The organism is Muriicola sp., assembly GCF_049669965.1.
Taxonomy (GTDB): Bacteria; Bacteroidota; Bacteroidia; order Flavobacteriales; family Flavobacteriaceae; genus Muriicola.
On record NZ_JBATLB010000058.1, the window covers coordinates 1 to 14213 of the forward strand.

Consider the following 14213-nt stretch of genomic DNA (forward strand, 5'->3'; position numbering starts at 1 on the left):
TTCTTTCATTTCTCCAACAAACTGCTGAACAGACAGAACCTGGCCTCCCCAACAGGAGAATTTCTGGGCATTGTGGTTATTGGGGTATTACTATGGTTTGGGGGGAAGATGGTCCTGATAGATAAAACGCTAGATGCTTCTTCCTTTATAGCCTATATGGGATTGGCCTACAATATATTAACACCGGCAAAGGCAATTAGCAAGGCCTCCTATGGAGTTAAAAAAGGGAATGCAGCAGCAGAAAGGGTACTGGAGATATTGGAAACGGAAAACCCTATCAAAGAAGTTGAACAACCCAAAAACTTAGAACAGTTTACTACGGCTATTTCCATAGAAGACATCTCGTTTAAATATGAGAAAGACTGGGTTTTACGAGGCTTTTCTTTAGAAGTACCCAAAGGAAAAACGGTTGCCCTGGTGGGCCAATCGGGTAGCGGAAAGAGTACGATTACTAATTTGGTGACACGTTTTTACGACGTAAACGAGGGGGAGATAAAGATAGATGGGATCCCCATCAAACAGGTATCCAAGCAGTCGCTACGGCATCTGATGGGCTTAGTGACGCAGGATTCAATTCTCTTTAATGATACTGTAAGAAATAATATAGCCCTCGGAAAAGCGAATGCCACCGAGGCAGAGATCATGGAGGCTGCCAAAATAGCCAATGCTCACGAATTTATAGTACAACTTCCCAAGGGGTACGATACCAACATTGGCGATAGTGGCAACAAATTAAGCGGAGGTCAAAAACAGCGACTCTCCATTGCCAGGGCCGTTTTAAAGAATCCGCCCATCATGATCCTGGATGAGGCTACGTCTGCATTAGATACGGAAGGTGAACGATTGGTGCAGGATGCATTGGAAAAGCTAATGAAAAATAGAACTTCCCTTGTTATTGCCCATAGATTATCTACTATTCAGAATGCTGATTCCATTATTGTCCTCGAAAAGGGTAAGATTATAGAACAAGGCACTCATGAGATACTATTAAAAAAGAAAGGGGTATACCATAAACTGGTGGCCATGCAATCTTTTTCCTAGCTTCTGTTTTCTTTGATAGAAAATATGGAGCGATAAAATGGTTATTTTAGAAGGTGATATACAAACGATTAAACCTTTTAACCAAATTGGTGTCTTACTTGAATAACAACTGACTTTGATTGCTGAAGAAACCTTAGTTAAAGAGCTAAAGCAAAAAGATACCCAGGCGAAGGCTTTTGAGGTGCTAATTAGCATCTATAAAGAGCGTTTGTACTGGCATATAAGACGAATTGTGTTAGATCACGATGACGCGGACGATGTGCTGCAAAATACCTTTATCAAAGTTTTTAGGAATATAGATACTTTTAAAGGCGATAGTAAATTGTATTCCTGGATGTACAGAATAGGAACCAATGAAGCATTGACGTTTTTAAAGACAAAATCGAGAAAACTGGGGGTAAGCAGTGATGAACTTATAGAACGAAAAGCAAACACCCTGGAGGCAGATGTATATTTTGAGGGAGATGCCATTCAGTTACAATTGCAGCAAGCCATTGCCCGGTTGCCTGAGAAACAAAAATTGGTCTTCAATATGAAATATTTTGAAGAATTAAAATATGAAGAGATCTCAAAAATACTGGATACATCGGTGGGAGCATTAAAGGCCTCCTACCATTTGGCAGTTAAAAAAATAGAGGGCTTCCTTGAAAATAATTAAACCATCGCTCGGAAGTAGTGTCAAACCTAAACAATGAAAAAGATACCTAAAAGAACCGTATTTAAAACACCTCCTGGATATTTTGAGGGGCTTGCGGAACGCATTCAGGATAGGATGCAGGAAGAGAACGCCTCAAAATTCTCGAAAGAAGAAGGCTTTACAGTGCCCGAAACATATTTTGAGGATCTTGAGAAAAAGATCCTACAAAAGTCCGGGGTGCAAGAAACTCCTGTAATACGATTAAAGTCCTACAAAAACTATATGTACGCGGCAGCTGCTGTGGCAGCCATTTTTGTACTGGTCGTTGGTTTAAAGTGGAACCAACCGCGGGCCTTAAGCTTTGATGACCTGGGCGAAGGGGACATCACCTCCTATTTTGAATCTCAGGAATTACAATTAAGCAGCTATGAAATCGCAGAGGTGATCCCGGTAACCAACCTGGATATAAATGAGTTTATAGAAACAGGAATGGATGATCAACACATCATGGACTATCTGGAAGAAACCATAGATGATTTAGATGAATTTAATATCGACTTAGATGAAGCATATCAGTAAATTTCTCATCATTGCTTTTTTTGCGGCCACTAATTTTCTTAGTGCACAGACTGGCATGGACAAGATAAAATCGCTTAAGATCGCTTTTATTACCGAACGCTTAAACCTATCGAGCGATGAGGCCGCCGTCTTTTGGCCGGTCTATAACGAGCATGAGGATGCCATAGAGAAATTGCGGATGCGGGAGCGCACAGAAGTGAGAGCCAGGTTACAGAATTTTCAAAATATGTCCGATCAGGAGATCCAATCCCTGATGGACGAGTTCCTTGCCCTGGAGAATGAAAGGAATAGTCGCAATATGGCATTTTTGAAGAAGATGAACAATTTGATCTCGGCACGTAAAACCTTTTTATTGATCAAGGCGGAAGACGATTTTAAAAAGAGGCTCTTACAGCAAATACAGAAACGAAGGCAATAGCCAATTTTCGATAAAAAGCATAAAAAAGGAGGCATTAGGCCTCCTTTTGCATTAAACCATGTTTACATCACATAGTCTTAGTACTATAACCCATTAAATAGATTGTTATGAAAAATCTTAAAATAGGATTAGTGATCATTGCCTTTTTTGGTATGCTTAGTGCTGGCAATGCGCAACGAATTGTAAAAGTATATCCAAAACATGGTACCATTGTAACCACTGTCCATAAACCTCGTATAGTACTTCACAGGGGGATCAACTATCATTTTGCCTCTGGGATATGGTATAAGGCCCGCGGTAAGGAGTATGTTGTTTGTGCTGCCCCTAGAGGGATCGTTATAAAAACTTTGCCAAGAGGTCATAGAGTGGTCTTTGTTAAAGGAAGAAAGTATTTTGCCTATAAAGGGATTCACTACCAGAAAATAGGCAGAACCTACAAAGTTGTTTATGTATAATTAGATTTGGGTCGACTTTACAACAAGGAGTCGTATGTTAGTCGGAAAAAGGGTAGACAGTGTCTACCCTTTTTTATTTAAATTGAAGTAACCCAATTCGGTACTTACCGGCTGCATAGGCCGTGGAATCGTTGACAAAACGAAGGGTGTAAAAAGATTCTTCTGAGAGATCTTCCCAACTGCTGCCCCCATCCTGTGAATAGGAAATTCCTGTAAAACCAACTGCTACCACTTCCTTTCCATTTCCATTGGGCACAAACTGTACACAACTTTTATAGCCCGGCAACATCCCATCTGCAATGAGGCTCCAGGTTTTTCCCCCGTCTTCGGTAAAGGCCTTATTTCCAAGCATTTCGGAGGGCTTGGTATAATCTCCTCCCATAGCAATTCCGATCTTATCAGAATAGAAATCCAACGTATAAATTCCTTGTGTTGCTTCTTCGTGTTGTATGGGCGTTTGTATCACTTCCCAGCTTTTTCCTTTATCGGTAGAAAAATAAACCCTTCCTTCAGTGGTACCTACCCATGCCTTGTCTCCTATTATGTCAATGTTTGTATTACTTGCCGCAAAAGCACCTTCACCTGCTAAGGCCTTTGGTAATTCTGAACATGGGGTCTTTTGCCAGGTATTTCCGCCATCTCTGGTAAGGAGGATAGATAAACATCCATTCATTTCATCGCCTATCGCCAACCCTTCCATATCATTCCAAAATGCCATCGCATCGTAGAAAACACCTTCACCATCTTCCGTATACACCAATTCCATAAGGCCCTGATTTCCGGTCTTAAACAACAGGGCGGGTCTTCCGGCAGACAGCATAAAAAAATCAGCATTCGTATGTGCAATGGCCCTGAATTCAGGAAAGATTGTGTCGAAGCGCTGTTGTTTTGCCTGTATCTGCTGGGTCCTTAGGTCAATGGCGCCGAAAACACCTCCATTGCCGGCAAAAGCCACGCTGCCATCCATCACCTCTAAGGCCCGGATACTTACAGAGTCATTAAAAAGGATACGTACATCCACACTAGTGAAATTGTGGGATGGTAGACGTTCTGTACAACTACAGAATATTAGAAAACCAAAAAAAACTAAGATGTAGCGCATGGTATTTAATTTACTCAAAAATAAACGGTTTCCTCGGCAAAAGGGTACCTTTGCGGTCTAAATTTAACCAATGCGTTTACATAGGAACTTAGTGTTCGGGGTAGTAGATGGTCTGCAGATGATATTCAATGAAGGAATATATGCCTCTAAAGCCGTTGAACAGATCCTGAAAAGAGACAAGCGGTGGGGTTCCAGGGACCGTGGATTCATTGCAGAGACGGTATATGACATAGTGCGATGGAAACGGTTATACTCAGAAATTGCCGAAGTAAAAGAACCCTTCAGCAGAGCTAACTTTTTTAGGCTCTTTGCTGTTTGGGCTGTGCTACGAGGAATTTCACTTCCAGACTGGAAACAATTGGAAGATACCCCCACCAGAAGGATCAAAGGGCGATTTGATGAACTGTCCAAAATCAGAATATACCGGGAGTCTATTCCTGACTGGCTCGATGAAATAGGCGTTACATCCATGGGAGAAAACAAGTGGAACAAAGAGATCCATGCCCTTAATCAGCTGGCTCCTGTAGTGCTAAGGACCAATATCCTTAAAACATCCGTTCCGTATTTAAAGAAAAGGCTGTATGATGAAGGGATCGATGCAGATACTGTGAAAGGTTATCCTCATGCCCTTCAGTTAAAAGAAAGAGCCAATGTTTTTGCTACAGAGGCATTTAAAGAGGGCCTTTTTGAAGTGCAGGACGCATCATCTCAATTGGTATCACCTTTTTTGGATGTTTCTCCCGGACAACGGGTGGTAGATGCATGTGCAGGTGCCGGAGGTAAATCACTCCACCTGGCCGCACTAATGGAAAATAAAGGTCAACTTATTGCCCTGGATATATATGCCAACAAACTGCATGAATTAAAGCGGAGGGCCAAAAGAAATGGCGCGCATAACCTGGAAACAAGGCTGATAGACAGCACCAAAGTGATTAAAAAACTTCATAATAAAGCAGACAGGGTACTTATTGATGCTCCCTGTACGGGTCTTGGAGTTCTTAAACGCAATCCTGATACCAAATGGAAACTCAGTCCTGAATTCCTGGAAAAGATCACTCAAACACAAAAAGAACTTTTAAGAGATTACAGCAAGATGGTGAAGGATGGCGGTAAAATGGTTTATGCCACGTGTTCTATTCTCCCTCAGGAAAATTCAAAGCAGGTTGAAGGATTCCTAAAAAGTGAAGAAGGAAAGACTTTTTCTCTGGTTAAGGAACAGCATATTTTTGCCCATAGCTCTGGTTATGACGGTTTTTATATGGCTTTGTTGCAAAAAACTGAGGTTCCCAAAGAAACCTCCAAAGAAAAGTAATGAACAATCTCCCTTGAAAACTGTTGACTATTCGCCTCAAAAAAAACATAGAATTAGTTTAAATTTGTGGCTTCTTAAAACCCTCAACTAAGCTCTCAAATGATCTATTTCTTCGGGGATCCCTTATTGAAAATAATTGCGGTAGAAACGAATGCCAAACTCAACGATCTCGACAAAGAGAAACTGACCTGGTTGTTTGGAAAGCTACCCTGTCTTTCATCAGCGTCTGTAGACGCTTTTTTTGTAGGTCCAAGAGCTGCAATGATCACACCCTGGAGTACAAATGCCACAGAGATCACCCAGAACATGGGAATTTCCGGAATCAGCAGAATAGAGGAATTTAAGGGGGTGCCGGAAGATCACAAAGCTTTTGACCCCATGCTATCGCAGAAATACAACGGTCTAACGCAGGATTTATTTACCATTGCCGTACAACCGGCATCCATTCTATCCGTTCGTGATATCGATTCCTATAACAAAAAAGAAGGGCTGGCCCTGAACGATGAAGAAATTCAGTATTTGGATTCTTTGTCTAAAAAATTAGGAAGACCATTAACAGATTCTGAGGTTTTTGGCTTTAGTCAGGTGAACTCAGAGCATTGCCGTCACAAAATCTTTAATGGTGTTTTTGTTATCGACGGAGTAGAAAAACCTTCTTCCCTGTTTAAACTGATCAGAAAAACTTCCGAAACCCATCCAAATTCCATCGTATCCGCCTATAAAGACAACGTAGCTTTTGTAAAAGGCCCTACGGTAACACAATTTGCTCCTGCTTCTCCAGACAAACCAGATTTCTACAAGGAATCACTTTTCGATTCTGTCTTGTCCCTAAAAGCTGAAACACATAATTTCCCCACAACAGTAGAACCTTTCAATGGTGCTGCCACAGGGTCGGGCGGGGAGATACGGGATAGATTGGCTGGTGGTAAGGGATCTTTACCTCTGGCAGGAACCGCTGTCTACATGACCTCCTATTCCAGATTGGCAGAAGGAAGAAGTTGGGAAGATGGGGTTCAAAAAAGACCCTGGTTATATCAAACACCCATGGATATCCTTATCAAAGCATCTAACGGAGCATCCGATTTTGGCAACAAATTTGGCCAACCCCTCATAGCCGGTTCTGTTCTTACGTTTGAACACCAGGAACACGATAGGGTTCTTGGCTATGATAAGGTAATTATGATGGCCGGCGGCATAGGATACGCAAAAGCCTCCCAGGCCTTAAAGGATACCCCTAAAAAAGGTGATAAGATCGTTATACTCGGGGGGGACAATTATCGTATTGGAATGGGTGGCGCAGCCGTTTCCAGTGCGGATACAGGTGAGTTTAGTGCGGCCATTGAACTCAATGCCGTGCAAAGATCTAACCCTGAAATGCAAAAAAGAGCCGCCAATGCCATTCGTGGGTTGGTGGAAAATGATATAAACCCGGTTGTATCCATTCACGACCATGGAGCAGGTGGGCACCTCAATTGTCTGTCCGAACTTGTAGAAGATACCGGCGGGGCCATTGATATGGATAAGCTCCCAATTGGCGACCCTACCCTTTCTGCCAAAGAAATCATTGGAAACGAATCTCAGGAGCGAATGGGTCTTGTGATCAGCCCCAAAGACAGTAGTTTTTTGGCCAGGATCGCTGCAAGAGAAAGGGCCCCCATGTACGAGGTAGGTGTAGCCACAGGAGATCATCGATTTTCCTTTACTTCTGCTAAAAGGAATGAAAAACCTATGGATCTGGCACTCGCAGATATGTTTGGCAGTTCCCCTAAGACCATTATGACAGACGTCTCCATACAAAGAGACTACCAAAACCCTGCATATAGCCTGGTACACTTTAAAGAATATCTGGAAAGTGTCTTACAATTAGAGGCTGTAGGATGTAAGGATTGGCTTACCAATAAAGTAGACCGCTGTGTTGGCGGCAGGGTAGCAAAACAACAATGTGCAGGTCCTCTGCAACTTCCACTCAATAATGTTGGGGTAATGGCGATGGATTTTAAAGGAAAAGAGGGTATTGCTACTTCCCTTGGGCACTCTCCAATCTCCGGACTCATTGATCCTAAGGCTGGTAGCCTTAACAGTATTGCTGAAGCATTGACCAATTTAGTTTGGGCTCCTTTGGAAGATGGACTTACCTCCGTTTCTTTATCAGCCAATTGGATGTGGCCCTGCAGAAATCCGGGGGAGGATGCCAGGCTTTATGAAGCAGTTACAGCTGTTTCGGAGTTTTCGATCTCCCTTGGCATCAACGTACCAACCGGGAAGGATTCACTTTCCATGAAACAAAAATATCCGGATCAGGAAGTACTTTCACCGGGAACCGTTATCATCTCTGCGGCAGCCCATTGTAGCGATATTACCAAAGTAGTAGAGCCTGTATTTAAGGTGCAAGGTGGGCCTGTATATTACATTAACCTGTCTAAAGACACATTTAATATTGGGGGATCGTCCTTTGCGCAGGTGCTGAACAAGGTGGGACAAACTGCTCCATCTGTATTAGACCCGGAATATTTTAAGAATACATTTAACGTACTGCAACAGCTCATTAAAGATGAGCAGATTGTAGCAGGGCATGATGTGGCTTCGGGCGGACTTATCACTACCCTGCTCGAAATGTGTTTTGCAGACAATCATCTTGGAGCCCAGCTAGATCTCAACGCTTTGAAGGAAAAGGATACTACCAGGTTGCTTTTTGCAGAAAATACAGGGGTGGTGTTTCAGTCAAAAGACGCATCCATTGAAAAGGTACTGACCAAAGCAAAGGTAGATTTTCACAAAATAGGAACCGTATCCTCCAACCCGCAACTGATACTTAAAAATAGCGGGGATACCATTGAAATTGATGTGCACAAGCAGCGCGATATCTGGTTCAAAACCTCCTTTTTATTAGATAGCAAACAAACGGCGCAGGATTTGGCCAGGAATCGGTTTTTGAATTATAAAAATCAACCCCTACAATATAAGTTTCCTGAGTATTTTAAAGGACAAGTACCAAAATTTGATGGCCCAAGACCCAAGGCGGCTATCCTAAGGGAAAAAGGGAGTAATTCTGAACGGGAAATGGCCAATGCCATGTTCCTTGCAGGTTTTGATGTAAAAGATGTGCATATGACAGATCTTATTTCCGGAAGAGAAACTCTGGAAGAGATCAGTTTTATAGGTGCCGTCGGAGGCTTTTCTAATTCTGATGTTCTGGGAAGTGCCAAAGGATGGGCAGGTGCCTTTAAATACAACGAAAAAGCCCGTAATTCCCTCTTACAGTTCTTCGCAAGGCCAGATACCTTGTCTGTGGGTATATGCAATGGGTGCCAGTTGTTTATGGAGTTAGATCTGATCAATCCTGAACATAGCATCCATGGCAAGATGACCTATAATGATTCTCATAAACACGAGAGTAATTTTACCTCTGTTCGCATCGCAAAAAATAACTCGGTGATGTTATCCAGTCTTGAGGGAACTACCTTAGGGGTGTGGATCTCTCACGGGGAAGGTAAGTTTTCACTGCCGTATTCAGCAGATCAATACAACATTGTAGCAACCTATGGCTATGAATCATATCCGGCAAATCCTAATGGAAGTGCTTACAACACAGCCATGCTTTGCGATAATACAGGAAGGCATCTGGTTACCATGCCGCATATAGAGCGAAGTATTTTTCCATGGAACTGGGCGTATTACCCGGAAAGAAAGGATAAAGTGTCACCCTGGTTAGAAGCTTTTGTGAATGCCAGGAATTGGTTAAAAACCAATTCATAATTTAAAACGAACAGAATTTTAAAATCCCGCTCCCTTTTCTTACTTTGCAAGAACGATTAATTCTAACGTATGCAAAGTGTAACTCGACTTTTCGACATCCCCTACTATCAACAAGAACATTTTCCACTGGAAAAAGCCTTAATTAGTAAATACAAAGGCGAATGGGTGGCGACATCTACCACTGAGTATATCAGAAAAGCAAATACGCTTAGCAGGGCTTTGTTGAAGCTCAATGTAAAGGCTAATGATAAGATTGCCGTGATCTCAATGACCAACAGAACCGAATGGAATATTGTAGATATCGCTGTGTTGCAGCTTGGTGCACAAAACGTGCCAATCTACCCCACTATCTCCGAAGAAGATTACGCTTATATACTCGATCACTCTGAAGCTCAATATTGCTTTGTATCCTGCACGGAAGTTTTGGAAAAAGTTAAAAGTATTAAGGGGCAAGTTCCTTCCCTGAAAGAAATTTACTCTTTTGACGAGATTGATGGATGCAAGCATTGGACAGAGTTACTTTCTTTGGGTGAGGATACCAGCTATCAGGAGGAAGTGGAAATGCGTAAAAATGCCGTAAAGCCCGAAGACCTGGCAACTTTGATCTATACTTCCGGTACCACTGGCAGACCCAAGGGGGTTATGCTTTCTCATAATAATATTGTCTCTAATGTGATTGCCAGTCAGCCAAGAATACCACTTGGATTAGGAAGTTCCGCCCTTAGTTTCCTGCCTGTTTGCCACATTTTTGAACGAATGGTCTTATACCTTTACCAATACTGCAGCATAAGTGTATATTTTGCGGAAGGCCTAGATAAGATTAGTGAAAACCTTAAAGAGGTTAAACCCAATGTTATGACGGTAGTTCCCAGGCTATTGGAAAAAGTCTATGACAATATTATCAATAAGGGTACTGAACTTACCGGGATTAAAAGGACTTTATTTTTCTGGGCAGTGAATTTAGGTTTGAAGTATGAACCCTATGGGGCCAATGGTTGGTGGTATGAGCAAAAGTTAGCCATCGCAAGAAAACTCATTTTTAGTAAATGGAAAGAAGGTCTTGGGGGAAACCTGGAGACCATGACTTCGGGCAGCGCTGCTTTGCAGACAAGATTGTCGCGAATTTTTAGTGCGGCAGGTATTCCTGTCATGGAAGGATACGGACTTACCGAAACTTCGCCGGTTATTTCGGTGAGCTGTGAAAAAAATCACGGCTGGAAAATTGGTGCCGTAGGCCAGATTTTAGATGGGATAGAGATTAAGATCGCAGCAGATGGAGAAATTCTCTGTAAAGGTCCCAATGTAATGATGGGCTATTATAAGGACACTGAAAAAACCAAAGAAGTAATGACCAACGATTATTTCCATACAGGAGATATTGGTGAAATAGACAGCGATGGATTTTTGTGGATTACAGACCGTAAGAAAGAAATGTTCAAAACCTCGGGAGGTAAATATGTGGCCCCTCAGTTACTTGAGAACAGGCTTAAACAATCTCGTTTTATTGAGCAGGTAATGGTGGTCGGAGAAGGCGAAAAGATGCCGGCAGCACTTATTCAACCTAATTTTGAATTTGTTGCCGAGTGGGCCAAAAGACATAAAAAGACCTTGGCAACCCCTGCGGAAATAGTTAGGGACGAAGACCTGCTGGCGCGGATGCAGGAAGAAGTGGATGCTGCAAACGAACAATTTGCCAAATGGGAAAAAGTTAAGGCTTTCAAGCTAACACCGGAAGCATGGACCTTAGATGGAGGGCAGCTCACTCCGACCATGAAGCTTAAACGAAAGATCATCAAAGAAAAATACCTCTCACTTTACAATGAGATCTACGGCCACTAGGCCATAACTTTATAGAAGTACTAAAAGTTCCACTCTAGACGGGCTATGAACTCATCATACATAGATTAAGGCCTTAGCTACCAATAATTCGTACGACCTCTCAAAACGGAGCAACTGCTTTCTGTCATTATAAAATTATTTAAATTTATTATGCATGCATAATAAATTTTTATATCTTTGAGGGGCTTATAACAACCTATGCAAGAATTAACGATAGATTATGCGCTTCGTGCCACATGGCAAATGGTAGCAAGAATGTACAATGAAGAAGCAAAAAAATTCGACTCCACGATGGCCGTCGGTTTTACACTTCTGAGCATTGATCCAAAGAAGGGAACTCCTTCTACATCTCTTGGCCCGAAAATGGGTATGGAAGCAACAAGTTTATCGAGGATTTTAAAAAGTATGGAAGAAAAAGGGCTTATAGAGCGCAAACCAAATCCTGAAGATGGAAGAGGTGTCCTCATATATTTAACCCCTTTTGGCCTCGAAAAAAGAAAGGATTCTAAAGATGCAGTATTGAGATTTAATGAAGCAGTAAAAGATCAATTATCAGAATCACAATTACAAGGTTTTTTTGAGGTAATGGAGACCATAAATCAGGTTATCACAGAAAAAAAGATTTACCATAAGGAATCAGCAACTAATTAATAGTATTCTAATTAATGAACAAGCATATTAAAAAAGTAGCCGTAATCGGATCCGGGATCATGGGAAGTGGCATTGCCTGTCACTTTGCCAATATCGGGATAGAAGTCTTATTATTGGATATAGTTCCTCGCGAACTTACCGATAAGGAAAAGTCAAAAGGCCTAAGTTTAAAAGATCGCAGTGTGCGGAATCGACTTGTAAATGATTCCCTTACAGCCGCCTTAAAATCGAAACCCTCCCCTATTTATCACGCTTCTTTCGCAAAAAGGATTCAAACAGGTAACCTGGAAGATGACATTGCCAAAGTAGCCGAGGTAGATTGGATCATAGAAGTGGTCGTAGAGCGACTAGACATCAAAAAACAAGTCTTCGAAAGTCTTGAAAAACACAGAACTCCAGGTACGCTAATAACTTCTAATACCTCCGGGATCCCCATTCATTTTATGAGTGAAGGAAGAAGTGAAGATTTTCAACAGCATTTCTGCGGTACGCACTTTTTTAATCCGGCTAGATATCTCAAGCTCTTTGAAATAATCCCTGGTCCCAAGACAAAACCAGAGGTACTGCACTTTCTAAATGGGTATGGCGAAAAGTTTTTGGGTAAAACTTCTGTAGTGGCTAAAGACACCCCTGCTTTTATTGGGAATCGCATCGGGATCTTCAGTATCATGAGCCTATTCCATGCCGTAAAAGAATTAGGATTAACGGTAGAAGAAGTAGATAAACTTACCGGACCGGTCATTGGCAGGCCAAAGTCGGCCACCTTCCGAACCGTCGATGTAGTTGGCCTGGATACACTTGTTCATGTGGCCAACGGGATCTACGAGAATTGCCCAAAGGACGAACGCCACGAATTATTTAAAGTCCCCACCTTTATTAAAACCATGGCCGATAATAAGTGGTACGGGAGTAAATCTGGTCAGGGCTTTTACAAAAAGGAATCACAGGCCAATGGGAAAAGTGAGATTCTCACCCTTGATCTAGATACCCTTGAATACCGTTCCAAAAAGAGTGCAAAATTTGCAACACTAGAACTTACAAAGACCGTTGATAAGGTCATAGACCGTTTTAACATATTGGTGGGCGGCAAGGATAAAGCCGGTGAATTCTACCGCAAGAGTTTCGGGGTCTTATTTGCCTATGTATCTCACAGAATTCCTGAAATATCAGACGAATTATACAAAATAGATGATGCCATGAAGGCAGGTTTTGGTTGGGAACACGGACCCTTCCAAATTTGGGACGCCATAGGCCTGGATAAAGGTCTGGACCTGATCACCTCTGAAGATCAAAAAGCAGCATCATGGATACAGGATATGAAAGCAGCAGGCATCACCTCATTTTATGAAGTGAAGGATGGAGCTTCCTACTTCTATGATATTTCGCTAAAAGCGATGAAAAAAGTACCGGGACAAGATGCCTTTATCATCCTGGATAATATTCGCAAGTCCAAGGAAGTATTTAAGAATAGTGGTGTAGTGGTGGAAGACCTGGGCGATGGCATCTTAAACGTAGAGTTCCAGTCTAAAATGAATACCATAGGCGCGGATGTGCTGATGGGACTAAATAAAGCCATAGACATGGCTGAAAAAGACTTTCAGGGTCTTGTGGTAGGTAACCAGGGAGCCAACTTCTCTGTAGGGGCCAATATTGGTATGATATTTATGATGGCGGTGGAACAAGAATATGATGAGCTTAATATGGCCATTAAAATGTTCCAGAATACCATGATGAGGATGCGTTATTCTGCTATCCCTACCGTCTCTGCTCCTCACGGAATGACTTTGGGAGGAGGTTGCGAATTATCCTTACACGCAGATATGGTAGTTGCGGCTGCAGAAACATATATGGGTCTTGTTGAATTTGGCGTTGGGGTGATACCCGGCGGTGGCGGGTCTAAAGAAATGGCCCTTAGAGCCTCTGATACCTTCAGAAAGAACGACGTGGAACTAAACGTTCTTCAGGAATACTTCCTAACCATAGGAATGGCCAAGGTATCTACCTCGGCCTATGAAGCTTTCGATCTTGGTGTGCTGCAAAAAGGAAAAGACATTGTGGTCGTGAACAAAGATCGTCAAATTGCTACAGCTAAAGCCCATGCTAAGCTAATGGCAGAATCTGGCTATACCCAACCCGTTCCCAGGACCGATGTAAAAGTACTGGGAAAGCAGGCTTTGGGAATGTTCCTGGTGGGAACAGACTCTATGGAAGCCGGTCATTATATCTCCGGACACGATAAGAAAATAGCCGATAAATTGGCGTACGTAATGGCGGGAGGCGACTTGTCTGAAGCCAGCTATGTAAGTGAACAATATTTGCTAGATCTGGAACGTGAAGCCTTTCTTTCGCTATGTACAGAAAGAAAAACCCTGGAAAGGATTCAACATATGCTAAAAACTGGTAAACCCCTTAGAAATTAAAAC

At 42.2% G+C, this 14213-nt stretch carries 11 protein-coding genes; 10 read left to right on the forward strand and 1 reads right to left on the reverse strand.

Annotated elements, in window-relative coordinates:
- The 5 genes from WBM49_RS03485 to WBM49_RS03505 all read left to right on the forward strand — a co-directional run.
- Positions 1-1041: ABC transporter ATP-binding protein (locus WBM49_RS03485; protein WP_424370676.1), on the forward strand; the 1041-nt coding region annotated here is incomplete at its 5' end.
- A gap of 115 nt (positions 1042-1156) precedes the next feature.
- Positions 1157-1699, forward strand: a complete 543-nt coding sequence (locus tag WBM49_RS03490) for an RNA polymerase sigma factor (protein WP_424370677.1) — start codon at positions 1157-1159, stop codon at positions 1697-1699.
- Between the two features lie 33 nt (positions 1700-1732).
- A complete protein-coding gene (locus tag WBM49_RS03495) occupies positions 1733-2257 on the forward strand; it encodes a hypothetical protein (RefSeq protein ID WP_424370678.1) in 525 nt (174 codons plus the stop codon).
- Complete coding sequence (locus tag WBM49_RS03500) at positions 2241-2675, forward strand: hypothetical protein (RefSeq protein ID WP_424370679.1); 435 nt, start codon at positions 2241-2243, stop codon at positions 2673-2675. The genes WBM49_RS03495 and WBM49_RS03500 overlap by 17 nt, the downstream gene beginning before the upstream one ends.
- 107 nt (positions 2676-2782) lie before the next feature.
- The gene (locus tag WBM49_RS03505) at positions 2783-3130 is read left to right on the forward strand and encodes a DUF6515 family protein (RefSeq protein ID WP_424370680.1); all 348 of its coding nucleotides are present in this window, start codon (positions 2783-2785) and stop codon (positions 3128-3130) included.
- A 73-nt stretch (positions 3131-3203) separates the two neighbouring features.
- On the opposite strand, the gene WBM49_RS03510 is transcribed toward WBM49_RS03505, so the two are convergent.
- Complete coding sequence (locus WBM49_RS03510) at positions 3204-4151, reverse strand: WD40/YVTN/BNR-like repeat-containing protein (RefSeq protein ID WP_424370681.1); 948 nt, start codon at positions 4149-4151, stop codon at positions 3204-3206.
- Between the two features lie 151 nt (positions 4152-4302).
- Here WBM49_RS03510 and WBM49_RS03515 point away from each other — a divergent pair, with 151 nt between their 5' ends.
- The 5 genes from WBM49_RS03515 to WBM49_RS03535 all read left to right on the forward strand — a co-directional run bounded on the left by WBM49_RS03515 (position 4303) and on the right by WBM49_RS03535 (position 14210).
- Positions 4303-5544 (forward strand): RsmB/NOP family class I SAM-dependent RNA methyltransferase, encoded by a 1242-nt coding sequence (locus WBM49_RS03515; protein ID WP_424370682.1) that lies wholly within the window; start codon positions 4303-4305, stop codon positions 5542-5544.
- A 99-nt stretch (positions 5545-5643) separates the two neighbouring features.
- A complete protein-coding gene (gene purL / locus WBM49_RS03520) occupies positions 5644-9300 on the forward strand; it encodes a phosphoribosylformylglycinamidine synthase (RefSeq protein WP_424370683.1) in 3657 nt (1218 codons plus the stop codon).
- A gap of 69 nt (positions 9301-9369) precedes the next feature.
- Complete coding sequence (locus WBM49_RS03525; protein WP_424370684.1) at positions 9370-11139, forward strand: AMP-dependent synthetase/ligase; 1770 nt, start codon at positions 9370-9372, stop codon at positions 11137-11139.
- Positions 11140-11337: 198 nt separating this feature from the next.
- A complete protein-coding gene (locus WBM49_RS03530) occupies positions 11338-11790 on the forward strand; it encodes a MarR family winged helix-turn-helix transcriptional regulator (protein ID WP_424370685.1) in 453 nt (150 codons plus the stop codon).
- 14 nt (positions 11791-11804) lie between these two features.
- Complete coding sequence (locus tag WBM49_RS03535) at positions 11805-14210, forward strand: 3-hydroxyacyl-CoA dehydrogenase NAD-binding domain-containing protein (protein WP_424370686.1); 2406 nt, start codon at positions 11805-11807, stop codon at positions 14208-14210.
- Positions 14211-14213 lie beyond the last annotated feature (3 nt).